The organism is Acinetobacter sp. YH12151, from assembly GCF_013418355.1.
In the GTDB taxonomy this organism is placed as follows: domain Bacteria; phylum Pseudomonadota; class Gammaproteobacteria; order Pseudomonadales; family Moraxellaceae; genus Acinetobacter; species Acinetobacter pseudolwoffii.
In genome coordinates this window covers 1-24521 of record NZ_VPCG01000033.1, presented here as the reverse complement: position 1 = coordinate 24521, position 24521 = coordinate 1, and the positions used below count along the sequence as shown (strand labels likewise).

The following is a 24521-nucleotide window of genomic DNA, read 5'->3' as shown; positions in this document are numbered from 1 at the left end:
ACCTTATGTCTGTGAAGTGGGTGATGATGCTGGGTTTAGAGAGAGCATTGAGAAGATTGCAATTCATCTTGAATGAGCCGGGTTAAGGTCTGGGTAAATTGTTGACCTTGTTCGCCAAAGAACCAGTCCACATGACCGATAATCCAGTCGTAATAAGCAGCATCTGCATGTTGCTGGTTTTGAGTAATCCCAACAAAATACTCAAGCTCTGAAAAAGCGAAATCCAAATGCACGATTTTCAGCAGTTCTGGCAAAATACTAAAATCTTCTTGTGGATGTATCTCGGAAAAATAAGCATGGAGAAAAGCGGTTAAACCGGCTTCATCAATCGGAATATGTGGGTTCTGCTTTAATTCCAACCAATCAATGAAATTACGTTCAATCGTCACAGCCAGATCATAAAGTGCCGAATTTCGGTCAGATAAACCAAAATCAATTACGGCAGTAATCTCCGCTTTGGCATCCGGTGCTGACCAAAATAGATTAGAAGCGTGTAAATCGTTATGGGTCCAAATTCTGCTTGCCTGTTGCAATACAGGCTGAATACGCTGGTGAACCTGTAAGATTTGATCTAAAAAGTAAGGATCTAAATTTTTGTCGGCACAGTAACGGCTTAATTCTGGACTGTTTACAATGCGCCGTTGAATGGCTGTAACGATATTTTCACTGTTTAAAAGCTGCTGATTGGACAATAAATAAGATGCTGATCGGCCTTGCCGCTCAGGAAAATCCTGCATGGCCATATGTAAGCTTGCCAGTAATTGCCCCGCTTTCGCAGCATGTTCAGCATAGAAAAAAGGTTTCCAGGATTGCTGATCTGCATACAGATCTAAGCCGGCTGCTTTTGCATAGACTTCATAGGTCCAGTCACCTAGCTCTAAAGCGGTCAGACCTTGATTTGAGCTAATCAATGCTGCAACAGGAATTTCTTTGCTAGCTAAATGCTGAAGAACGGCATGCTCCTGTAAAATATCGCGGGCACGACGAAAGGAACAATGGCTGCGCTTAATCAAATACTGATGCGCGACTATTTCATCCCTGCTCACAAGATCCTGCTCTACTTTAACCAATACTGCAGATGAAAATGGCCGTGGACTACACCACAAAATCTGAATATGACCTTGTAAACAGGAATACTGCTGCTGCAGGCTTTGTAATTCTGGATCAGAAATATGTGCCCAGTCTTTATGTTCCCAGGCATTGCCCATACCATGACCTAAATCATCAGTCATTGTGGTCATTATCAATATTCCTGAGCCAGATCATCATGTGGTAATGGAGAGTCATCATTTAAGCAAACATCTACACAGTATTTTCAAATACATTTAATATTTAAGGTTTGTCCCAAAATTAAGTGGTACATACCAGTATTAAATTGGAGGCAAGTTTAGCCTTTTAAATATAAAAATAGAATGCTTAATAATTAAAATTATTTAAAAAAAAAAATCCTAAAAACACAGAAGTTTTTAGGATTTGAATGGATTGGAGATAAATATAAGCTTATGCGTGAATATCTAGGGTCATTTCAATTTTGTCCTGAGACCAGATTTCGATGTCATATTCAATCACCAGATCGTTTGATTTTGAAATACGTTCAATGTAAGTTGCTGTTTGGCTTATAGGAATTCCTAAATATTGGCTCTCAAAATGAGAGACACCGGTATTTTTAATTTTTAACTGACTACTCGTATAATCATAATCAAAGTGATTTTTAATGACATCTTGGACCGAAGTAATCACGTCATAATTCAGCACATCTGGAAATAGCGCAACAGGCAGATAATTGTATTCAAGGAGTACCGGGACATCATCAGCATAACGTAAACGGATAATTTCAATAAAGCCGAGTCTTCTCGTTGCTTCACTAAAAACATCACTGTGATCAAATCGCTCCAGCTGTCTGGTCGAGATCAGTTCTGTTCTGGCATTAAAACCCTGTGCCTTCATATAAGAACGAAAATTTTCAATTGAGTTTGGATAGTATTGAATTTTTTTATTACTCACAAACCAGCCGAGATTTTGCCGTTTGTAAATTTTATCTTCGGCACGAAGCTGTTCATAAGCCTTACGCACTGTTTCCCTTGAACAGTTAAACTTTAATGCCAAGTAACGTTCCGATGGAATCATTTGATTAGAACTGTATTTTTTCAATTCAGCCTCAATCAAATCTCTGATTTCCATATACTTCATTCAGTGAATCCAGCTCGTCAGCGTAAGTTATATTGATGGTACTAAATTAAAGAACAGAGGAAAATTAAAAAAGGTACAGATCAGTAAAAAGATACATTCCCTAGTCTTAATGAGAATTTTTACGGTAATGGTAATCCCCCCTAAAAATATTGATGATGAGAATGCAGGACCTTATCGTCAGCAAAATGTATTAAATTCACTTATGCTCTACTTCCTCACTTGTATCGCAAATTGAATAACATGGCATTTACCACAATGTAATTTTCCCTCCTGCCTTTCTTGCTCCCCGACATAAAAGTGATGGATGTGGTCCTGTCCGAAGACTTCTAGAATGCAACGAGGATCGTATAAATATTCGACATTTGAAGGACCACCGGTTTTATAGTCGATCTGTTCCTTTGAATATAGCTCACCAATAAACCATCCACCGTTGAGCAAGGATTTTCTTATGCCTTCTAAAACCTGTTTTTGTGTTTCTATATCGAAATGACCAAATACACAGATCACATTTTGATAAAACTCCGATGGCCATTGAGCTACTGTTAAATCAACATGTTTAAGTTCAACTTTTATCCCTTGGGCTTCAGCCTTGCTGGACAGATGCGTCAAAGCAACATCAGAATAATCCCAGACTTCCGCTGAAAAAGGGTAACCCTGCTGTCTTGCCCGCTCAGCCAGGTATAAGATATTCCGTCCTTCACCTTCAGCAATTGCCAGTGTTTTACCCTCTATTCGGATTTTGTCCGAAATTTGCTGAATGAAAAGATTTGCTGCTGTGCCATACAGATCTTGCGTCCGGGCATACAATTCATTCCAGTGCTGACTCATTTCAGCCTCCATTTACTAAACGATTCAATCAGCTGGAAAACTCTTTAAATGCCTCTAGGGCATTTGCGGCATACATCAATGAAGGTCCTCCACCCATATAGACGGCAACGCCTAAAACTTCTTCCAGTTCCCGTAGGGTCATGCCCATTTTGACTAAGGTTCGAACATGAAAACCGATACAACCATCACAACGTGCCGCCACACCAATCGCCAAGGCAATTAACTCCTTGGTTTTCGGATCAATCACGCCATCACGCATAGCAGTCTGTGACAATTGGTTAAAACTTTTCATTAAATCAGGCGAATCCTGACTTAAAGTTCTTAAACTGCCCGAAATGTTCTGGGTTAATTCTTTGTATTTCATTGCTTCACCTCAAATAAAGAAATCAGCATTCATTTATATATTCAATAGCTTATTTTTCTACCGGATAGCCCTGTTCCAGCCAGGCCTGGTAACCACCCTGAACCGACTTGACCTGGGTAAAACCCATATTCTGTAAGGTATCGGTTGCCAGTGCTGAACGTCCACCCGTACCACAAATCAAATAAATCGGCTGATCTTTAAGATGTTCCAGTGCCTGCTGGGTATCACAATGATGACTGGCTAAGGGATGCTGGTGAATTCGCATTTCCAAAATACCACGTGGATAATTCACCGCCCGGTCTATCGCTGCTGCTTGGAATTCATCTGGTTCCCGAACATCAATCAGTATGGTTTTATGGTTTTGCATCGCCTCAAACAATTCATTTACGCTGACTTCCTGAATCCGGCTTTTTGCATTCCGGATCAATTGCTCTGCAGTTTTCATCATTTTCATTCTTCCTCGGCCATTAAAACGATATTCACATTGCATAAACGATGCTCAGGGAGATTAAAGCGCTTTAGTTTAGGTACTTAATCGTCTGTTTTAGCCCATGAGCGCTGAATAGATTAAATACATAGCTACCCCAACCACGGTTGTGGCAAATATTTTCTGTACCTTGTTACTGTCAATCCGATGCATCAGACTGCGTCCAATGAACATCCCGACAATACAGGCCAGGACAAAGGCCAGTGTGACCGAAACAGGATATTGAAAGCCCTCCAGTACGTGTGCAGAAATGCTGACCCCACCAATCAGGAAAATAATCATGAGAGAGGTCGCCACGATGCTGCGCATATCGAGATCGGTGAATTTACGCAGGGCTGGAACAATAACAAAACCACCCCCAACGCCAAGCAGACCCGTTAATAAACCTGCCACTACACCAATACCAGCCAGAAAGGAGGCCGTTTTCACATTCCAGATCAGACGACCGGTCGTTTGATTGACCTTGCACGGTGCATTACCATGATCATGGACTTTATTAAAGAAGATCCGGTAAGCAACAATCAGCATGACCAGACTGAAAGCCAGCGTCAGCCAGACTGGAGAAACGATATCAGCCAGATGCACGCCATAACGGGCTGAAGGAATACTGATCAGCGCGATCCAGAGCGCAGCGCGATAACGTACAATACGCTTGAATAAACCTTCGAACGTTCCAACCAAGGCCGACAGCGTGACTGCCAGCAAGCCCACCGGCGCAGCCTGAGCTACCGTCCAACCCTGACTCGCCATCAGTGCCGGTACAGCCAGAATGCCGCCACCAGCACCGGTTAGACCCAGCAAGCCACCAATCGCCAATCCTTCCAGTATTAATGCCCACATCGCCCTCTCCCTTATCCACAAAAATGATTCAATAAAGGTTGAACTTTTTGTTGAATCACGACACAAGCTTATTTGAAGTAGTTAAGAGGAAGCTTGAGGTAAGAAACACCATTTTGCTCTGGCTCAGGAAACTGCCCTGCTTTCATATTGATCTGAATCGCCGGTAGAATCAGTTTAGGCATACTCAGTCCTGAATCCCGCTGGTTGCGCATCTGAGCAAATTCAGCTTTACTGATTCCCTGATGAATATGAATATTCTGTGTCTTTTGTGTCTGTATATCAGATTCACACACATAGGATTCACGTGTTTCAGGCAAATAGTCATGACATAAAAAGACCCGGGTATCTTCTGGCAACTGAAACAGGCTTTGTACCGAATCATAAAGCTGTTCTGCACTGCCACGCGGAAAGTCACAACGTGCTGTACCATAATCTGGCATAAACAGGGTATCACCCACAAAAACCGCATCACCAATCACATAACTCAGGCAAGCAGGCGTATGTCCCGGTGTTGGAATGTTATAGGCTTTCAATGTTCCGATTTGGAACGACTCATGATCTTCAAATAAATAATCAAAGAGCTGCTGGGCATTCCATTGTTTAATATCCAGATGATAAATCGCGCCAAAAGTTTGCTGAACAATACCAATTTTCTGGCTCATGGCAATCTTGCCACCTAACTCAGCTTTGAGGTATTGCGCTGCAGTCAGATGATCAGCATGGACATGGGTTTCCAGAATCCACTCGACCGTTAAACCCTGCTCTTTAATATAGGCAATAATTTTATCGGCATGAATAGTTGAGGTACTTGCTGATGCCGGATCGTAATCCAGAACGCTATCAATAATGGCGCAGGCTTTGGTTGCAGGATCACGTACAACATAACTGAAGGTATTGGTATCTTCGTGAAAAAAATCTTTTACTATAGGTAAGTTTGACATCGTTAAGCTCCTGACCATTTACGGTGAATCCATACACCCACCAGCATTGCTACAATAAAATAGAGCACTTGATAGTGGCCCAAACCGATCAAGGTGAAACTTGGCGCCGGACAGATGCCGGCAATGCCCCAACCTGCACCAAATAAAACCGCACCTGTGATCAGTTTTTTATCTATCTGATTATTTTTAGGTAAATCAATAGGGTCATTAAATACTGTTTTCGGTTGCGCCGTACGTAATGCTTTCTGGAAGGGAATAAAGGCCACCGCAATCGCGCCCATCATGACAAAGGCCAGACTGGCATCCCAATCGCCAAACAGATCCAGGAAATCGAGTACTTTTTCCGGATTGGACATGCCTGATACCATCAATCCCACAGAGAACAGCGCACCAAATAAAAAGGCAAACACATTTTTCATTTTAGAATGCTCCTGTGATATGACGGATAATATAAACAGCGACAAAACCTGCAAACATGAAAGTCATGGTCGCGATGATAGAACGCTTAGACAGGCGACTGATGCCACAAATTCCGTGACCACTGGTACAGCCCGAACCTAAGCGTGTCCCAAAGCCCACTAGCAGACCTGCCACAATCATCATCAGTGGGCTGGCATTCAATTCGATTTCAGGTTGTACAAACAGACCATAAATAAACGGTGTGAGGATCAAGCCTAATAAAAACCAGATTGCAGGCGTTTTAAACATGGTTTTTGAGTTTAATACTTGCCCAATCAAACCACTGATTCCTGCAATACGGCCATTGACGTAAAGATAACCAACTACGGAAAGCCCGAGCATTAAGCCGCCAATAAATGCGATGAGGAAGTCATGCATGATGAATTAATCCCTATACAATATACTTTTTTATATTATATAATAAAAAATATTAATCAAGCAGTTTTATGGTAAATTATGTAAACTGCACGGGCTACATCAAAAGTTGTGAGGACATTTATGGATATGATTGCTGAAAATGCCAAAATTGATTTTTCTCAAGTCGATTTCGTCAGCCAATGCCTAAAAGTTTTGGCCAATCCTGATCGTCTGAAAATCTTATGTGTCCTGGTCGATGGGGAAATGAATGTTCAGGAAATTGAAGAATCTACTGACATTCATCAACCTACACTTTCACAACAGCTGACTGTATTGCGTAAGGCCAACATGGTTGGCACCCGACGTGAGGGCAAGCAGATTTTCTATCGTCTGAGTGATCCCAAGGTCTTGAGCCTGATGCAAAAGCTGTACGAGCTGTATTGCGCCTAGCCCTCCTCTTAATGCAACCAAAAAGAAATGATCAGAAGCAGCCCGCTAAAAGCAGTAAACAGGTTTAGCCATACAGGATGCTGGGTATAATAACCTTCAATAAATTCCGGCGGTCCCAGTGATGTCCATCCCCCTCGATATTGCAGGATTGAGGCGATATTCACCAACATGCAAAACACAATCACCGCAATCCCCATCCACTGTGCATAGGCTATTTTTTATGCATAACGTTCATGATCGACTAATTACAATAGCCGGTTGGATTTTTCAATCACAAAACCAAATGCAATTAATGTCAGACCATTCCGGTTCCCTGCCAGAGCGGTTCATTCCAAAGCAAACAATACCCGTGGATGATCCAAAGTGGACATATCTCATCCGATCTTATTGTTCAAAAATTTCTTTGACGTCCATCGCCAGGCCTTGAGTAGATTTAAATTCACCCTGGTTATTTTTCCAGGCCATCGACGGTGTGGAGAAAAAGCCGTATTTCCCCATTAGGGCCTGGTTGGCATCAATTTTTGCAGCAATTTCTGCAGGAATCTTTGCCATTTTCTTGAGCTGCTTTTTGCCTTTATTCTTGTTTATATCATTAAAAACTGCTGCTGGATTTTTCGACATTAACAATGTTGCCACCTGACCACGGCTTTCTTCACGGATCACACCGACCTGAATATGACGCAGCTGTACCTTGCCTGATTCGACCCAAGGCCGAGCCGCCTGCCAGAATTTATAGCAATATGGACAATTCGGATCGGAAAAGACATAAACCACTCGTGGTGCATCCGGCTTGCCATCCTGAATCCAGGTCGATTTTTCCAGGGTTTTCCAGACATCATCCAATACCGCTTTTTTCATATGCTTTTCAATCTGCTCATTGGACAGGCTTTTCCCTTGCGCATCAAACAGTTCGCCCTTGATATAATATTTGTCATCGTTGGAGATAAATACTGTATTGGAGTACTGGTCTTCATGCCCCACCCAACCGGTCATTCCTTGCGGTGCCGGAATCTGTTTTACAAACACAAAACCCTGTTTTTCAATATTCTGTTTAATATTCGCCTGCGTGTGCATGCTCATGATCAGGAACATGCCTGCACCCAGTACCCGGTAAATTCTGTTCATACTAAGTCCTTCCGTTTTTTTAAGGTTGATCTGAAATTCTGTTTAAATATTGCTGCAACATGGCCGGACTGAGTTCCCCCATATGCCGCTCGACCAGCTGGCCTTGAGCATTAAAAAACAGCGTCGTTGGCAGGCCAAAACTATTCAGCTGCTGTGGCAGTTCACCATATGGGTCCAGCAGGACATGTTTAAATTGAAACTGATGTTTTCTTAAATAGGCATTTACGGTGGCTACCTCCTCACCCTGATTCAGCATGACAAAATTCACTTGAGGATGCTGCTTGGCTGCTTTGGCCAATACCGGCATTTCGCGATGACACGGCGGACACCAGCTCGCCCACAAATTAATTACCGTGGGCTGGCCAATGAATTGGCTGAGTGGAATCTTATCTGTACCCAGACGTTCCTGTTCTAGTCCAGCAAAGGCTAGATCAGGAAACGCTGCTTCAGTTTTTAGACTGGATTTGAACGCGAGCCCAAGCCCGACCCAGAGTACAAAGATGATCAGCAAGATGGCTTTGAATCGGGTCTGCAGCTGTCTGTTGCGAATGACATACCACAAAGCGCCAATCAGCACCCCACCCCATAAATGAAAACCTTTGTCCTGGATTTTCAGTATGTCGATGGGTGCTGCAAAATACAGCTCGGCATTGAGCAGAACGAAAACAAGACGTGCACCCAGCATCCCTAGCAAAAAACTGCTCCAGAGCAAATCCTGACTTTGGCCAAGCAGCTGTTTAGACCATGAATACTTTCTGGCTAATCCAAACAGGAGGGCAGATAACAGCATCAAGCCAGTGGCAACAATCATGAGTGTCCAAGGCAACATCAAAGGTCCCAGATGCAGTGCATCACTGGAAATCATCATGGTTGCTCCCCTTGTAGTTGCTGCAATGTGCCTAGTAAATGTGCCGCACTAAAGCTTCCGGTCAAGCGCAACTCACGCTGCTCCTGATGCGCTGCATTTAAAAATATAAAGGTGGGTGGACCGAGGATTTGCCATTCTTTTAGCAGCTCATCCTGACTTGGATGATAGTGGGTCAGGTCTAATTTGATACGAACCACATTTTGTAAAGCCGTCTGGACATCACTACGTGGAATCACTTCCTTTTCAATCGGTTGACAGGCCACACACCAGTCCGCATACACATCAATTACCACTGGCTGTGCAGGATGTTTGGCTAAAACCTGTTGCAATTCTGCGGCTGTACTGACCTTCTGCCATTCAAGCCGTGATTCCACATGGGCGACCTGTACCTGACTCCAGACATGATAGAGCTGCATGCCTCCTGCAAAGACCAGTAAACCACTGAGCAGCATCAGGACTATTTTCGATACAGACCGATGCACATGGGGCAGCATCTTGAACAAGAAGTAGCCTGAACAGGTGATCAGTACTACACCCAAAAGGCTCAGGTATAAAATGCCGGGCAATAGGGGGCGGGCAAAATACAAGGCCAGGGCCAGCATGACAAAGCCAAAACTAAACTTCAGGCGATCCATCCAGATGCCAGGTTTGGGTAAAAGATGGGACCCAAATACAGCTGCGATAAATAGTGGCAAGCCCAGCCCAAGGCCTAAGACAAACAGATAGCTGGCACCCAAAATCGGTTGATTAAGCTGAGACACATAGATTAAGGCACCGGCCAACGGTGCACTCATACATGGCCCGACAATCAGTGCCGCGATCATGCCCATGAGACCAGCACCAATCAGCGTGCCACCCTTCTGCTTTTGCTGCCATTGATCCAGCCGCTGTAACATGCCTTGAGGTAAGGACAGCTGAAATACTCCGAACAGATTAAGCGCGAACAAAACAAACAGAATGCTGAAAATACTGATGAATATCGGACTTTGAAACCAGCGCTGAAAACTGTAACCGAGCTGTGCCACAGCAAGTCCTATGACCGCATAGACCAGTGCCATACCCAAAACAAAGACCAGCGCAATCAGTGCAGCACGGTAGCCCCGGTGCTGCTGAACCAGAATTCCCGTTAAAATTGGAATTAAAGGTAAAGAACACGGTAAAAATGCCAGCAGAATGCCAAGCCCGAGAAAAATCAGAGCATTAATCAACAGACCTTGTTTCGACAGCAAACTTAAAAAATACTGGTCATTGTTCCACTGGTCATTCATGCCTGCTGATGAAGTTTGATTTTTAGGGTCTGTAATAAGCTGGTCGTTTTTCTCTGTTAATTCCACCTCAGGCTGCACGACAGGGTCGGAAACTGCAGCGACTTGCACTTTCTCCACCTTTTCTTCAGCCAGTGCTTGATCTGTACTTTGAGTTTGCCCTATAGCTTGGAGCTCATCTTTCTGAGTAGTCAAAATCTTTTCGTTTGCTTCTGGCTGTGTAGTGCTGGCCAGCAGCTTTTGAGGCTTGCTCAAGTTTTGCGCTGGAAATAAACCATCTGCATCAGTTTTTACTGTGGTGCGTTGCACCGGATAACATAAACCGCTTTCTGCACAGCCCTGCCACTGCACCGCAAACTGCTGGTTGGGCTGGACATTCATATTGGTTTTGACTTGCCCATAATGCACCTGAGTCAAACCGAAATTGGGATCATCTTTGTCTTCAGGTTTGGGCAATGCCAACTTGACTGGGGTCTGCTGATGAGACACTTTAAGCTGGTCATGATACAGATAATAACCCTCTGCGATTTTCCAGCTAAGCTCTGCCTGATCCTGACTTGTAGAAACCACCTGAAACTGAAAAGCCTGATCCGGTGGTAAAAAGTCTGCATGTGCAGTTCCCGTCATGATTCCACCGCCGATCACGGCACCCAATATCCACTTCAACATCCAGCTGATCTCCTCCTGTTAGGACTGCATTATTGAAAAACTAAAATTAAGACAACATTAACAGCCCAAATCATTTATAAAATAATGGCAGTTTGATCAGGATGTTCTATGTTTATTGTATTGGTTGAGGATGATCCCTATATCGCACAGAGCATTTGTGCTGCTCTGAACTATCTGAATATTTCAGTGGAGCATGTCAGTCACGCACGTGCTGCAGATTATTTTATCCGGCATAGTGCTGTCGATTTGTGTTTACTGGATTTAGGCCTGCCGGATCAGGATGGCCTGGACTTGCTGCACAGCTGGCGACGCGACCAGATTGATCTCCCGGTACTGGTATTGACGGCACGGCTGCGGACCGATCAGTGTGTTCAGGCCCTGAATGCCGGTGCCGATGACTACCTGACCAAACCCTTTGAGCTGGAGGAACTGATTGCCCGGATTCATGCCCTCACCCGTCGCCACCGCGGCTTTGCCTCGAATACACTGCAATTTGATGACCTGGTTCTGAATCGGGATACCCAGACTGTGACCTACCAAGACCAGGCCGTGAGTTTATCTCGCCGTGAATTCAGCCTGCTGGAAACCCTGATGAGCCACCCCAACCAGATCCTGAAAAATGAACAGCTTATTGACAAGCTCTATGGTTTTCAGGACGCTATCGAGAGCAATGCCCTGAATGTACACATTTATCACCTGAGACAAAAACTACATCCAGACTTGATTCAGACCGTTCGTGGTGTGGGCTATATTTTCAAACCGTTTGAGCATCGTCATGTTTAAGCACAGCTTGAAATGGCGTTTGGCCATGAGTCTTTTGGCCGTGTTTATTGTGCTGTGGAGTGCGGTATTTTCATGGCTGTATATTGACCTGAAACAACGTTTACAAGACACGCTGGATCAACGCCTATCGGCATCTGCGCAAATGGTTGCCCGGCTGATTCAGCAGCTACCGCTGGATAGTCTGGGGGATGCAACCTTATCCAAATTAGCCAAGAATGATGATGCAAACCAGTTAATTGCCTGTGAAGTCTCTCTTTTTAGCTCTGACATCTCGTTAGATAATCAGGTCATTGCCAAAACACGCGGTGCCCCCCAAAATTTAAGCCAGCGACCAGAAGGATTCAGCACCTGGCAGCAGGGTGATACGGAATGGCGCAGTTATGTCCTGCGTCGTGGTGATATTCAGGTGGTGGCGGCAGAACGTATGTTCTTGAGGGATACCTTACTACAGCAGATTCTACAGTCCGTACTGGTTCCCTTGGTCTTCTCACTGCTAATCTGTATTGCCCTGATCATCTTTATTATCCGCAGACAGTTCCGGTCTTTGGATCAGCTCAGTCAATACCTGAACCAGAAAAACTTTAGCTATTCAGAGGCGGCAGATTTTTTAATGCAGCTCAAGCCTGCAAGCATTCCCCAAGAAGTACAGCCTTTTGTCAACAATTCCACGCAGTTGATTCAGAAACTCAATGACAGTCTGCAACAGGAGAAAGCCTTTAGTGCCTATGCTGCACATGAATTACGCAGTCCCCTGACCGCAATTAAAACCCATGTACAACTGGCACAGCTGATCGGTCAGCAGCAGAACCTGCCTGAATCCATTCAGCACAATTTGCAGCAGGCCAATGAGAGTATCCGGCGTTATACACTATTACTCGAGCAGCTTTTATTGCTGACCCAATCAGAAAACAGTCTCCAGGAAATGACTGAGGCCATCTGGCTTCGCCCCACACTTGAGAAAGTTCTTGCAGACTTAGGTACACGCTATCCAGAAATGAACAAAAAAATACAGGTGAAATGGGAAAGTCTAGGCGAAATTCAGCTACCTGAATTTGTGCTGTATACCGTACTGAAAAATCTGCTTGAGAATGCACTGCTGCATGCACAGGCTGAACAGATTTGGATTTCCATGCAGTCTGGTTGCCTGGTGATTGAAGATAATGGCCAGCAACTTACAGCAGAAGATATTCAACATTTAGGACAACGCTTCTGGCGCAAATCTGCTCAGCAGCATGGCCATGGTTTAGGACTGGCATTAACTGCTAACCTGTTAAAACAATATGGCTATCAGCTCTCTTTCAATGCCCGTCGACCCTATGGTGGGCTCAGCATTGAAATAAAGTACGGCATGTCTAAGCGTGACATGCAAGCTTAGGGATATCCAGCCATACGGCTGTTGGAAAATACCGGGTCAGATACTCCTTTAAATATTGAATGGTATCCATCGCAATCGTTTGATCCTGGTGGTCATCAGCATGGTTAAATGCCACAGCATAAAGCGTGACTTCACGTTGTTTGAGTAGCTCCAGACTCAGTAGAGTATGATTAATACTGCCCAGACGGCCTGAAGTCACCAGAATGACAGGGTAGTGATGCGCTGCAATATAATTGATCGTCAGCATGTCCCGGGTCAGCGGCACCATTAATCCACCCGCTCCTTCAAGCAGAACCCGGTCATAACGCTCGGCCAGTATAGTGGCTGCCTGCTGAATTTTTTCGAAATCGATTGAACGCCGATCCAGTTCAGATGCCAGATGCGGTGAGGCCGGATAGCTAAAGATTTCTGGCATGGTCAGCTTGCCACCTGAGTGCAACTTAATTTAAAAAATAATTGAGGATGTTGTTAAATAAGCTCAAAAAAATAGAAGTGATTACTGGTACGCTTTCACAAGTCCCTTTTTGCTCCGTTCTATATGATAAATCCCGGTCATTGCACTGAATCACTGCTAAAATCTTTTCTTCTATTTGAGTAATGGCCTGTCATACTTAGGCTATTTAGCATACAAAATAAATAAGGAGGCATCATGCCTCTTTGAGCTGTTACTATTTACTTTCTTTTTCCGTTGGCATAAGTCAATCGATTGCTTTTAGACACTATATGGCTGGCAAAATTCCTGTAAATCGAAGGAGTCTTTCAACTGACATAAGCGCTGATACCTTCAGTTAAATCCATGAACTGAGATGCCTCCAGATAATCATTCACTGCTGTAACATGATCCCATCCTGTCCCGGATCACATCACGGGCTGTTTTTAAAACTCCACATAAAACTTTTCAATCAACTGCTGTGTTCTAATCAGCAGATGTTTAAACACATTATCCCGTTCAAATAGCTTCACCTTATAATTTGGCGAGTCTTTAAGTTCTTCCTTACGCAACAAATGCTTGGAGAACTCGTAATATTCCAGTACATTTTTTATCGTCTCTGGCTTCAAATTCTCCCTCTATGATGCCAGTCAAGGTATTGGCAATATTCCAGACTTTTTGTAGCTGTTGCACCTGGGCATGATTATGACAGTCCAAATCACGAACTCATTAATCCAGTGATTTCGCCTAAAATTTTCAATCATGCCATCGTAAGAAGGTGGCAAAAGACATAGTTTTTCGTGGGATTATGGCGTGAATAATAGTAAGTTTTTGACCCCAAGAAAAAAGTGTAGCAACTTACTACACTTTTTAGATATTCAGAATTTAGGTATTTTCACTTGTATTTTAGACAAGATGTAGCAAGTCCGAACTGCGACATTTTCCCAATGAGCGCCCGCTAATCTCACTAAAAAGATGTACCAGAAATATTCTAGTTATTTGCGAAAAATGTCAGACATGCAAAAAAAAATCATTCACCCGGAATATTTTCAATGCGCTGTAGCAATTTGCTACACTTTTTAAATAATTTCTTTACCAAAAATCTCATTCAAACGCTCGCGATTTTCCTGAACAAAAGTCGGATCATTTTTGAGCTTATATTTCATCTCTTTCTTGAAATCATTCATGGATGCACCGGCCACAGCAAAATCCATTTGAAACATAATATCGTTCACAATAACATTCGCCTGAGAATCGGTTAAACAGCCTTCGGTCTTAAACCACTTGCTGAACTGCGTATAATTCGGATCATTGGCATAGATATACCAGGAACGTACGGTCATATCAAACTTTGCCCCCAGCTCTTTCACGATGGCATTATCATCAAAATCTACATCCAGATAGATTTGAGTTTTTTCGTTAAATTGCGGGAGAGCCGCTTCAGTATCTCCACTCATAATTTTAAACCGCACACCCACAATAGGACGGCCTTTCTTAATAGTGTCATATTCTAGCTGCAAACTGGTTTTAGTATTAATTTCTTCAACAATTTTATCCAGAATATAACGCCTAAAATCTACCCAACGGTCATATTTTTTTTCACCGATGTCAATCAACGCTTTTAAATTCTCTAAGGTGAGTTCAACTTCATAGGTGTCGAGATTCGCATACTTAAATTCATTTTTAACAATATAAGAATATAGACTCATACTTGTGACAGAGTCTAAAGCAAATAAATCTTTCAACTGGTAAGTGGTAAAATTCCCACTGGCCAGACGGGTGAAGTAAGGCAGCACTTCACTGGTAAAGCGAATCTGCAAGGCATTTTTGGCATCATCTTCCCAGCGCAGTTCCCGGATAATCGGTACCACAGAATGGACTTTTTTTACTTTACGCTTGACGTCATCTACAGGCTCTTCAATTACAAAATGAGCAACCCGAGATGAAAGTTCCCTATAAATCCGGTCAATAGCCACATTAATGGAATTCTTCTTATTGAGTCCTAACAATTCCCCCAAATCTTCTTTATGCAGATAGATATAGGTTTTCTCGGTAATTTCACGATCTTGGTTATTTTTTTCACCATAGTTTGCAACCGCCATTGCATAAAGCAGTGCCTTATATTCATTAGAAGACAATTCAATAGGGCGAATTAAGCGGTTACTGGTACTCACCACTCCATTCTGTCGAATATTGCCGATACAATAAGGTAAATATTCTATTTCTTGTTTTTCGTTAAAATCGCTCATAAGTGAAAAATTAAAAGTTATTCCCCCTATTTATACATAAAAGTGGAATAACATTCAACATCTTCACCTTACAGATTCACTTTAAGTGCTTATCCCTTTAAAAGGATGTGCTAAAGATCAAGAGTGGAAAGCATGTCATCATTTTTTTAGATTTAGCCTAATCCTTAACCCAAAGGTGGAAACTTTGAAAAAATTTCCACTTATTAGTGACAAGCTTTCCACTTTTATCAACTGAGAAGAGCTTAAATCGTTTTCTTTGCATTTTTTTGTGGCCAAAAATACCGTTATAAGTGAAAAAATCATTTGGTTTAGCACTTTTCAGTGACAAAGCTTCCACCTTTAGAGAGAATCAAGTACTAAATCGGACTTTTTTTTGCAATTTTTAAAGGGAAAACATAACTTATCCACAAGTATAAAAATAAGCGTGACAAGTCTTCCACCTTTAAAGTCAGATCATGATACTTATCAACAGATTAAAGTTTTGAATTTAAATATTTTTATAACTTAATTTCATGTTTTTTTTTAAACCAGTGACAAGTCTTCCACCATAGTGACAAGTCTTCCACCTTTCAGTGACAGCTCTTCCACCTTTCAGTGACAAGTCTTCCACCTTTCAGTGACAAGTCTTCCACCTTTCAGTGACAAACCTTCCACTTTTCGGTGACAAACCTTCCACCTTTAAAGACGTAAGATATTGTTTTAAAAAGGGAAAAATTGTCCTAATTATAATTACTTAATTATATTAATTAATACTAATTATAATTAGCTAGCTATATTTTATATAAAACTTTAATTTGTTTTCTTTGTTAGCCGATATTGATTCGTACTTTAATATCATTCAAATAAAGTGTAGCAAGTTGCTACAAGTTCCACTATATTAGGATCATTCGAATGGGGTCTGATATGACAAATAAATCGACTAAAATTATTGCTGTAGCAAACCATAAAGGTGGTTGCGGGAAGACCACCACGGTTGTTCATCTGGCTGCAGAGCTAGCAGACTTGGGGCATAAAGTATTGGTGATTGATTTAGATCCACAAGCCAATGCAAGTTTACATATCGGATTAAGACATCCGAGTGAGGTTGAAACCACTTCTGCTGAATTACTGGTAGGTGATTTGAACCTATTGTCTGATGCCTTACAAGAAGAAACCAATTTTAAAAATGTTTCTTTAATTTATGGTTCACTTACTTTAGGTAAAACAGAAGACCAACTTAAAGATGATGCCCCAAGACCCTCTGAAGAGCTCTCTAACAAGTTGGAATTATTAAACGGATTATATGATTTCATCCTGATTGACTGTCCTCCAAGCCTAAAACTTCTGACCAGTAATGCCTTGGCTGCATCTACCCATGTTATGGTGCCGATTGAATCCGGTTCACAATATGGCCTATATGGTGTCACTGACTTAATTAACCATTTAAGTAAAATAAGACGGGTCAATCCCGAATTGAAACTGTTAGGTGCTTTGCTGATTAAACATGATGAACGTCAAAACGTCTGTAAACTGATACGAGATGAAGCTTTAAGCCAGGTCGGCGAATTGTTAAAAACGACCATTCCAATGAGTACGAAAGTCAATCAAGCAGCAATTTTACAACAGCCATTGTTGCGCGTAGATAAAAATTCTAAAGTTCGTAAAGCGTTCCAAGATTTAGCGAAAGAAATCATCAATCGTGTTGAATAAAGGCACTCTGAGAATCCTATGGTAAGTACAAAAGAATTGTTGGCACAACGTCTTCAGCAAAATACTCAAAAGCATCAACAAGCTCAGCAAGAGCATGTCAACGATGTGAAAGAATTACGTCGTAATGTCCAAATTACAGACATTCAACCTAGTCCCAATCAGCCACGAAAAATATTCAATCAGCAAGATATTGAAGATTTAGCAGCCTCGATTGAGGAGATTGGATTATTGCAGCCGATTGCAGTTCGGCGAGTACAGGACAAATATGAGTTAATTGCAGGTGAACGACGCTTGAAAGCGCATCAAATTCTCAATAAAAACACCATTGAAGTGATTGTCATCGATGCATCAGATGAAGAAGTTGCACTGTTAACCTTGGCTGAGAATTTAAAACGGGAAGACTTAACAGATTATGAAATTTATGTCGGTCTGAGTTCTCTGGATGAGAAATTAAAAAAGAACAAGCAAAAGCTGGCAAAATCATTAGGCATGAATCGAGAGGATATGTATAAATATCTATCTTTCGAAAAATTACCGAAAGAACTGATTGCCGATTTAGAACAACAACCGACATTGTTGGCACGCACTGCCGCCACAGCTGTGAAAAAGTTTCTTTCAGATTATGAAGAGAATTACAGTAATGCTAAAAAAGCACTGCTAGAAGCTTGGGCGAAATTACTGAAAAAAGAAGTTGAGCAAACAAAACTGGCCTTATTGGCAGAAAAAATTTTAAAGTCGAAAGAAAACAAAGAGCCAATTAAAACGTCAATCGTGCATAAAATTGAATATGATGGAAAAGTCGCAGGGAATATTAAGTTTGATCACAACATTTTAAAAGTGTCATTAAAAATGAGTGAATTTGATGAGCAAAATTTACAAGAGCTGGAAAATTTGCTGAAAAAAATGCTGAAAAAATAAAATGAAGGCACTGTAGCAACTTGCTACAGTGCTTTTTTCAATTTAGGTCGGAGAGGATTTCAAGTTACATTAAATAGAGTAATACAACCTAAGGTACCTGGGGGCTCAGTTGTTATATAAAATACTTTTATCTTTGAATCTGAATTTACGCAAGCTGATTCTGATTTCAACGATCCTCAGCGTTTCCTTTTTATTTGTGATTAGCCTGTTTATTCTGAATTATGTGGTTAAACAGCAACTAATTCAGAATTCACTCTCTATAAATGAAAAATACGCAGCCAAGATTGCGATGGGGGTGAATCGTGATGTCAGTAATATGTTGCAGGAGTTGCAGTATAGTGCTCAGCAATTAGGGCAAAACTTTTACAATACGCCACTGCGACAGGCTGAAGTCAAACGGCTCAAAAACCAGTCGAATAACTTTAACAGTGTTTTTATGGTGGGCCAGCAAAATCAGATACTTGCTTATGCACCAGTATCATTAGACCTAAAATTCCACACGCCCTATAATACAGCGGGTATTGTTGGATCACTTAAAAGCAAAAAGGCGTATATTTCGGCACCCTATTGGTCAAGCAAAAAAAATCTGGTTGTGTTGATATCACAGCCTATTTACGATGTGAATCAAAATTATAAGGGCTTTATCAGCGGTACGATTTATCTGCAGAAGAATAATTTAATCAGTGAAATGCTGTTCAATCAATTTGATTTCAAAAAAAGTTATATGTATGTGATTGATCAGCAGAACCGTATTATCTTCCATCCAGATTCGAGTCGGATTGGCGAAAAAATTGTAAATAATACTGGTCTTGACTATATCAATGAAAACAAGAAAGGATCCGTCCGTCTAACGAATAGCTTGGGGATTGATAACCTGGCCGGTTTTGCACATGTTCCCAGTGTGAACTGGATTGTGGTTTCACAGCAACCTACGGATGAACTTCTTAAACAGGCCAATGAATTAATTTTAAAAGTTTCTATTGGCATATTTATCTTTTATCTGTTTATTTTCTTTATCGTCTGGCGGATGTCGCTATTTATTTCTTCGCCGCTGAATCGTTTGGCGAAAATGGCCAGTATGTTAAATCGAAATGATATTCAGGATAAAATCAGTCAGGTTGATCCCTGGTATTTTGAGGTATTCAAGTTTAGGGCCTCGCTACTTTTGAGCTCCAAAACATTTAATAACAAGATCTCAGAATTACGCCAACATATCAATATTGACCCCTTGACTGGCCTTTATAACCGTCGTGGCATGCAATATCTTCTGGATGAATTAATCAGTACGGGTACTCATTTTGCGGTACTCGCTATCGATATTGATTTCTTTAAAAAGATCAACGATAGCTATGGACATGACCGCGGAGATGAGGTTTTAAAGCGATTGGCTTTTTTAATGCAGAAAAATTTCAGAAGCCATGATCTCTGCTGTCGCACTGGTGGGGAAGAGTTTATCGTACTGATGATGACCTCCGATATTCGGGTTGCTTTCAATGCTGCCGAACGTCTCAGAACGAGTATGCAAGCAAGTCAAATTGAAGGAGTTGAAGAAATCACCATTTCCGTGGGTATCGCATTCTGTCCGAGAGATTCAGTAAGCGTCAAACAGGTTTTTAAAATGGCAGATAATAAGCTGTATGAAGCGAAAAATAATGGGCGGAACTGTGTTCGTATGACGCAAAAATTAGCCAAGTAAAATGTCGGCACAAACAGGATTGATTTTTTTAAATCTTTTTCTGCTCAAGCATGTTCAGCACAGTGACCTTGCGGAGTTACATGAGCTTTAATCGAGATCAGCTTCAGTCTGTGCCCGAGCATGCACTGGTAAAATTTGGCATATTGGTCTGTCTGGGGAGCTTTAATGGATAAATAAAGTGAATTAAGCACGACAATTCATGTCCTTTTCCTCCTTTTTACTGCTGCATGATTTAGAATTTTAGGTAAAATCATTTAATTAATGATTCACTTAATTGGACTTCTATAACAATGACCCAGGTGCAACTACAACAGTTACAAAAACAACTCTGGAATATTGCCAATACTTTGCGCGGCACCATGGGGGTGATCCTAGACAAAATAATGGACAGCACGTCCCTCTAAAGATAACGTAACTTTAATCTTTGGAGATTCAAGAAATGGCTAAACGTTTTAGTCCCGAATTTAAACAGCAAGCGATTGATTATGCACTTTCAAACTCACACGAGTCTGTAGCTGCAATCGCCCAGAAATTAGGTGTGGGTTATTCAACATTAGATAAATGGATTCGTGAAACCAATCCGGCAGGTTCAAGCAAACGTCAACTTTCACCAGAACAACAGCGGATCTTGGAATTAGAGAAAGAAGTCAAACAGCTTAAGGAAGTCAATGACATCTTAAAAAAAGCGCATGTGTACTTTCTGACAGATCATGCCAAGAAAAGTACACGGTAATTCAAGATCTGGATGTGAATGAAGTCACTGTATCTTCTGCCTGTAAATGCCTGGGTGTCAGCACTTCAGGCTATTATGCCTGGCGAAAACGCCAGACCAATCTAGCGCAGAAATATAATGATTTAAAAGCCGTATATTGGCAGCATCATGCACGATTGGGTGCACCTTCATTGGTACATGACATGCATGATTTAGGTTACAGCATGAGCGAACGAACCGTTGGAAGAATGCTTAAAAAGCTTGGTTTACGTAGCAGGATTGCACGTAAATACAAGCATACGACTGATTCAAACCATCGTTTGCCTACAGCACCTAACTTGTTAGATCGTCAATTTACGGTCAATGAACCCAATAAGATCTGGACAACAGATATTACCTATATCCGTACTAAGCAAGGTTGGCTGTATTTATGTGTGATGCTGGATCTATTCAGCCGTCGTATTGTCGGTTGGCAAACCAGCTATCGAATAGACCGTCAATTGGTGTGTGATGCGTTTAATTATGCAATGGCTCGTCAGGGTTATCCAACTGGTGTTATGGTTCATTCGGACCAAGGCTCACAGTACTGTAGTCGTGATTTTAGAGCGCTGTTACTGAAAAATGATTGTACTCAGAGTATGTCTAGACGAGGAAACTGTTGGGACAATGCAGTGACCGAAAGCTTCTTCCATACGCTGAAGGGGCATGTAGTACATGGCAGTGTATTTTCTACGAGAAAAGAGGCAAATGCTATCTTGTTTGAGTATATTGAAGTTTACTACAATCGAATCAGAAGGCATTCTGCAAATGGCTGGTTAAGTCCAGAAGCCTTTGAACAGAAATATTTCAAGAATTTAGAGGGGCTGGTTGTCCACGATACTGTCTAGGATCAAATAGGAACTTGCCAAAAATTAACGTATCCTGCACTTGCCCCTGATGCGCTTACTGTAATTGTATTTGCATCACGATTAGCTTCATTATGTGAAATTGTAGAAGTCTTACCACCTGCAACTACAGGTATTTTTCCTGCTTTAACCTGATTCTTAGTGATTGTTGAACCTCTGCGTATTAAGCAAACTTGATCCAATCTCGTTTTAAAAAAACTCACTTAAGCATCTCCTTAAGCGTAGCCATTCCTTTTAAAATATCCTGTTCAAGGACTTCTAAATCCGCCAAAATTTTACTTGGTGCTTCATATTCCAGTTGCTCATACACCACTTCCTTATAACGGTTAATCGAAAGATCATAACCATTGGCAGCAATATCAGCTTTATCAACCAAGAAACTTTGCTCAGTCGCTTTACGGTCTTTTTCACCCTCTAAATTTTTAAAACGCGCAATGATGTCAGGAATGTTGTTATTTTCATGCTTAGACGCATCAAGTTCATTACGCTTATCATCCAACGAATAACCATCTGCCTGCATGTCATAGAACCAAACTTTATCCGTACCGCCAGACATGGTTTTGGTGAAAATCATAATGGCTGTAGACACCCCAGCATAAGGCTTAAACACACCAGACGGCATGGAAATAATTGCTTCAAGTTTTTGCTCTTCCACAATCTTTTGACGCAAATCTTTATGCGCTTTAGATGAACCAAATAACACACCATCAGGCACAATCACCGCAGCACGACCACCTGTTTTTAACAACCGTAAGAACAAGGCTAAAAACAGTAATTCAGTCTTTTTAGTTTTAACAATCGCTTGAAGGTTTTTAGCACAACTTTCATTATCCAAACTGCCTGCAAATGGCGGATTGGCTAAAATCAAACTGTATTTTTCGGCAATATGTGAATGCGCTTCACTTAAAGAATCACGGTTTTCAATACTTGGATTTTCTACACCGTGCAGCATCATGTTCATTGAACCAATACGAAGCATAGTGCTGTCAAAGTCATAACCAAAGAAAGTGTCGGAGCTAAAGCGTTTTGCTGCTTCAGGATTAGCAAAAATTTCAGTAGAGTAATGATCGTTTAAGTATTCACTTGCCGCCACAAGGAAGCCTGCTGTACCACATGCAGGATCACAAATGGTATCTGTTGGCTTCGGTTGCATCAGCTCCACAATCATCTTAATGATATGACGAGGGGTTCGGAACTGTCCGTTTTGACCTGCTGATGCAATTTTACCGAGCATATATTCGTAAATATCGCCCTTGGTGTCTTTATCATCCATTGGCACATCGGCAACCAAATCCACCACTTTGGTAAGTAGCGCAGGCGTAGGAATGGTAAAACGAGCATCTTTCATGTGATGACTATAGGTGGTTTCATCTTCTGCACCTAAGTTTTTAATGAAAGGAAAAACTTCATTGGCAACCGTGTTATATAAAGTTGCAGCATCACCCAAAGTCACAAACTTCGACCAACGAAGATGATCTTGTTCAGGCGTAAAAATTGGATGTTCTACAGCAGTTTTTAAGCGGTTAGCTTTCTTTTCTTTGGTGATCTGAATTTCATCGAGTCGGCGAATAAACAGCAAATAGGTCATTTGCTCCATGACTTCTAAAGGATTGGAAATACCGCCACTCCTAAATGCATTCCAAATCTGGTCAATTTTGCTTTTAATTTCGCCTGTAATCACGCTGATGACTCTCAAATTTCTTTGAGGGTATTGTCTTAAAATTTAGTTAAAAAAGCGAATAGATCTGATCGGGAAACGACATAATTTGTCTCCTATATTCACAGATGCAAGAAATTCATCTAGATTAGAAATTAAATAAACTATTCGCTAAAGAGGAAGGAGCATGAAAAGTGAGGAATATAAACGCAACAAAGACAAATTTCAGAAAATTTTGAGAACTGTAAGTGAAATATCCAAATCAGAACTAGCTCCATTTTTGGATCATAAAAAATTCTTACATTCCACGCTATTTCATCAAATAGCAGTCTTTGCTGCGATGCATTATAAAGAACACAGTGATAGCACGCTTATTATGCAAGTTTTGGATTTCACAAAATTGAAAGGGACCGAATATCTAAAAGCAGTAAGATGGTTTGAATACAGAACTGGTACATGCTTTTTTATCGAAGATAACAAATTAAAGAAGAGTAAAAGTAATACTCTTTTAGACGAGAATTATCAAATGTTTGGGGAGTTTCTAAAAACTTACAAAGGGCCATTACCTGAAATTAAATCACAAAAAGCAGAGATCGAAGAAGACTATATAGAAAAATACAAAAAATACTCTAAAGAACCTCGTGACGAATTTGACTTGATAGAGAACACGTCTATGAAAATTGGTGGTCGGACTGTATTTGGAGGATATGGTACTGGAAAAAAACGCTAAAAATTAGGGCAATAATTCTTTCATGTCTACTTCTAGTGCGGTGGCGATTTCATACAGCTTTTCAACAGTAAGGTTTACTTCGCCACGCTCAATGCGACCGATATAACTGCGGTCAATACCACACTGTAACGCTAAAGCTTCTTGTGTGATTTTTTTCTCTTTTCTTTTTTTGCGTATTAATTGACCAATCTCAATAGATAATTCTAACATTTAAAATAAATTGTTCAAAAAATAGAAATATCACTAATTGAGGATTAAATATCCACGGACTATAATCCTCATTTTTAATAAAAGATTAAAAGACTGAACATGAAGAGACCTGTACATTTGCCGTTGTATCACGAATTCTTAGAATTATTCGATAACTATGAAATTCAAAATTGGGAAGCCAAAAAATTTTGGGAAAAATGAACCGTACCGGGTTTGTCGGAGACTTTTTTATTTAAGTTAGGCCACCTGACCTAACGGGTTAATCTTATCATAGTACATTGCTTCAAACTCAAAAGGCGATACATAACCCAGTGCACTGTGTAC

24 protein-coding genes and 4 pseudogenes are annotated in these 24521 nt (G+C 41.2%); 9 read left to right on the top strand and 19 right to left on the bottom strand.

Annotated features, from left to right (window positions below):
- Nucleotides 1–35 precede the first annotated feature (35 nt).
- The 9 genes from FTU82_RS11785 to FTU82_RS11745 all read right to left on the bottom strand — a co-directional run bounded on the left by FTU82_RS11785 (nucleotide 36) and on the right by FTU82_RS11745 (nucleotide 6487).
- Nucleotides 36–1241, bottom strand: a complete 1206-nt coding sequence (locus FTU82_RS11785) for a phosphotransferase enzyme family protein (protein WP_159138857.1) — start codon at nucleotides 1239–1241, stop codon at nucleotides 36–38.
- Between the two features lie 259 nt (nucleotides 1242–1500).
- The gene (locus FTU82_RS11780; RefSeq protein ID WP_005093757.1) at nucleotides 1501–2190 is read right to left on the bottom strand and encodes a GntR family transcriptional regulator; all 690 of its coding nucleotides are present in this window, start codon (nucleotides 2188–2190) and stop codon (nucleotides 1501–1503) included.
- Nucleotides 2191–2397: 207 nt separating this feature from the next.
- A complete protein-coding gene (locus FTU82_RS11775) occupies nucleotides 2398–3018 on the bottom strand; it encodes a class I SAM-dependent methyltransferase (RefSeq protein ID WP_005093755.1) in 621 nt (206 codons plus the stop codon).
- A 28-nt stretch (nucleotides 3019–3046) separates the two neighbouring features.
- Nucleotides 3047–3382, bottom strand: coding sequence for a carboxymuconolactone decarboxylase family protein (locus FTU82_RS11770; protein WP_005093752.1), 336 nt, complete (start codon nucleotides 3380–3382; stop codon nucleotides 3047–3049).
- Nucleotides 3383–3431: 49 nt separating this feature from the next.
- Complete coding sequence (locus FTU82_RS11765; protein ID WP_035337430.1) at nucleotides 3432–3827, bottom strand: rhodanese-like domain-containing protein; 396 nt, start codon at nucleotides 3825–3827, stop codon at nucleotides 3432–3434.
- Nucleotides 3828–3926: 99 nt separating this feature from the next.
- Entirely contained in the window at nucleotides 3927–4709 is a 783-nt protein-coding gene (locus FTU82_RS11760; RefSeq protein ID WP_074382697.1) for a sulfite exporter TauE/SafE family protein, read from the bottom strand.
- A 68-nt stretch (nucleotides 4710–4777) separates the two neighbouring features.
- On the bottom strand, nucleotides 4778–5650 hold the full coding sequence (locus FTU82_RS11755; RefSeq protein WP_053579072.1) for an MBL fold metallo-hydrolase: 873 nt from the start codon (nucleotides 5648–5650) through the stop codon (nucleotides 4778–4780).
- A 2-nt stretch (nucleotides 5651–5652) separates the two neighbouring features.
- Nucleotides 5653–6069 carry a DUF6691 family protein gene (locus FTU82_RS11750; protein WP_053579073.1) on the bottom strand — a complete coding sequence of 139 codons (417 nt, stop codon included), beginning with the start codon at nucleotides 6067–6069 and terminating at the stop codon, nucleotides 5653–5655.
- Nucleotide 6070: 1 nt separating this feature from the next.
- Nucleotides 6071–6487, bottom strand: a complete 417-nt coding sequence (locus FTU82_RS11745; protein WP_016659403.1) for a YeeE/YedE family protein — start codon at nucleotides 6485–6487, stop codon at nucleotides 6071–6073.
- 120 nt (nucleotides 6488–6607) lie between these two features.
- On the opposite strand from FTU82_RS11745, the gene FTU82_RS11740 reads away from it, so the two are divergent.
- A complete protein-coding gene (locus FTU82_RS11740) occupies nucleotides 6608–6916 on the top strand; it encodes a metalloregulator ArsR/SmtB family transcription factor (RefSeq protein ID WP_005247061.1) in 309 nt (102 codons plus the stop codon).
- 8 nt (nucleotides 6917–6924) lie between these two features.
- On the opposite strand, the pseudogene FTU82_RS16320 reads toward FTU82_RS11740, so the two are convergent.
- The 4 genes and pseudogenes from FTU82_RS16320 to dsbD form a co-directional block, all read right to left on the bottom strand.
- Nucleotides 6925–7236 (bottom strand): annotated as a pseudogene (locus tag FTU82_RS16320) (DUF202 domain-containing protein).
- A 64-nt stretch (nucleotides 7237–7300) separates the two neighbouring features.
- Nucleotides 7301–8041: a thiol:disulfide interchange protein DsbG gene (gene dsbG / locus FTU82_RS11730; RefSeq protein ID WP_016659404.1), complete on the bottom strand. Its 741-nt coding sequence runs from the start codon at nucleotides 8039–8041 to the stop codon at nucleotides 7301–7303.
- 19 nt (nucleotides 8042–8060) lie between these two features.
- Complete coding sequence (locus FTU82_RS11725) at nucleotides 8061–8909, bottom strand: TlpA disulfide reductase family protein (protein WP_180001648.1); 849 nt, start codon at nucleotides 8907–8909, stop codon at nucleotides 8061–8063.
- Complete coding sequence (gene dsbD / locus FTU82_RS11720; RefSeq protein WP_100535591.1) at nucleotides 8906–10843, bottom strand: protein-disulfide reductase DsbD; 1938 nt, start codon at nucleotides 10841–10843, stop codon at nucleotides 8906–8908. Before dsbD ends, FTU82_RS11725 begins: the two co-directional genes overlap by 4 nt.
- A 108-nt stretch (nucleotides 10844–10951) precedes the next feature.
- On the opposite strand from dsbD, the gene FTU82_RS11715 reads away from it, so the two are divergent.
- Both FTU82_RS11715 and FTU82_RS11710 read left to right on the top strand, forming a co-directional pair.
- Nucleotides 10952–11626, top strand: coding sequence for a response regulator transcription factor (locus tag FTU82_RS11715; protein ID WP_005093734.1), 675 nt, complete (start codon nucleotides 10952–10954; stop codon nucleotides 11624–11626).
- Nucleotides 11619–13001 carry an ATP-binding protein gene (locus FTU82_RS11710; protein WP_180001649.1) on the top strand — a complete coding sequence of 461 codons (1383 nt, stop codon included), beginning with the start codon at nucleotides 11619–11621 and terminating at the stop codon, nucleotides 12999–13001. Before FTU82_RS11715 ends, FTU82_RS11710 begins: the two co-directional genes overlap by 8 nt.
- On the opposite strand, the pseudogene bioD reads toward FTU82_RS11710, so the two are convergent.
- From bioD to FTU82_RS11700, 3 genes and pseudogenes are all read right to left on the bottom strand, one after another.
- Nucleotides 12979–13425 (bottom strand): annotated as a pseudogene (bioD, locus tag FTU82_RS11705) (dethiobiotin synthase); the annotation flags it as partial. The gene FTU82_RS11710 and the pseudogene bioD sit on opposite strands and share 23 nt — an antisense overlap.
- Nucleotides 13426–13877: 452 nt before the next feature.
- A pseudogene (locus FTU82_RS16225) lies at nucleotides 13878–14066 on the bottom strand (hypothetical protein); the annotation flags it as partial.
- Nucleotides 14067–14510: 444 nt separating this feature from the next.
- Complete coding sequence (locus tag FTU82_RS11700) at nucleotides 14511–15680, bottom strand: replication initiation protein (RefSeq protein WP_180001650.1); 1170 nt, start codon at nucleotides 15678–15680, stop codon at nucleotides 14511–14513.
- A gap of 903 nt (nucleotides 15681–16583) precedes the next feature.
- On the opposite strand from FTU82_RS11700, the gene FTU82_RS11695 reads away from it, so the two are divergent.
- The 5 genes and pseudogenes from FTU82_RS11695 (at nucleotide 16584) to FTU82_RS11680 (ending at nucleotide 21582) form a co-directional block, all read left to right on the top strand.
- Nucleotides 16584–17369, top strand: coding sequence for a ParA family protein (locus FTU82_RS11695; RefSeq protein ID WP_035337428.1), 786 nt, complete (start codon nucleotides 16584–16586; stop codon nucleotides 17367–17369).
- An 18-nt stretch (nucleotides 17370–17387) separates the two neighbouring features.
- A complete protein-coding gene (locus FTU82_RS11690) occupies nucleotides 17388–18287 on the top strand; it encodes a ParB/RepB/Spo0J family partition protein (RefSeq protein ID WP_005093722.1) in 900 nt (299 codons plus the stop codon).
- 109 nt (nucleotides 18288–18396) lie between these two features.
- A complete protein-coding gene (locus FTU82_RS11685; protein WP_180001651.1) occupies nucleotides 18397–19983 on the top strand; it encodes a sensor domain-containing diguanylate cyclase in 1587 nt (528 codons plus the stop codon).
- Nucleotides 19984–20273: 290 nt separating this feature from the next.
- Nucleotides 20274–20348 (top strand): annotated as a pseudogene (locus tag FTU82_RS16435) (hypothetical protein); the annotation flags it as partial.
- Between the two features lie 74 nt (nucleotides 20349–20422).
- Nucleotides 20423–21582, top strand: a protein-coding gene (locus FTU82_RS11680) for an IS3 family transposase (RefSeq protein WP_180001652.1) whose coding sequence is annotated in 2 segments (ribosomal slippage) — nucleotides 20423–20657 and nucleotides 20657–21582 — 1161 coding nt in all. Because the reading frame shifts where the segments join, the coding sequence is not laid out codon by codon here.
- A 2-nt stretch (nucleotides 21583–21584) separates the two neighbouring features.
- On the opposite strand, the gene FTU82_RS11675 is transcribed toward FTU82_RS11680, so the two are convergent.
- Both FTU82_RS11675 and FTU82_RS11670 read right to left on the bottom strand, forming a co-directional pair.
- On the bottom strand, nucleotides 21585–21803 hold the full coding sequence (locus FTU82_RS11675) for a hypothetical protein (RefSeq protein ID WP_180101364.1): 219 nt from the start codon (nucleotides 21801–21803) through the stop codon (nucleotides 21585–21587).
- Complete coding sequence (locus FTU82_RS11670) at nucleotides 21800–23281, bottom strand: class I SAM-dependent DNA methyltransferase (protein ID WP_180001770.1); 1482 nt, start codon at nucleotides 23279–23281, stop codon at nucleotides 21800–21802. The genes FTU82_RS11675 and FTU82_RS11670 overlap by 4 nt, the downstream gene beginning before the upstream one ends.
- Before the next feature lie 163 nt (nucleotides 23282–23444).
- On the opposite strand from FTU82_RS11670, the gene FTU82_RS11665 reads away from it, so the two are divergent.
- Nucleotides 23445–23987: a hypothetical protein gene (locus FTU82_RS11665; protein ID WP_180001769.1), complete on the top strand. Its 543-nt coding sequence runs from the start codon at nucleotides 23445–23447 to the stop codon at nucleotides 23985–23987.
- 3 nt (nucleotides 23988–23990) lie between these two features.
- Here FTU82_RS11665 and FTU82_RS11660 read toward each other — a convergent pair whose 3' ends face one another.
- On the bottom strand, nucleotides 23991–24197 hold the full coding sequence (locus tag FTU82_RS11660) for a helix-turn-helix domain-containing protein (RefSeq protein ID WP_005401581.1): 207 nt from the start codon (nucleotides 24195–24197) through the stop codon (nucleotides 23991–23993).
- Nucleotides 24198–24521 lie beyond the last annotated feature (324 nt).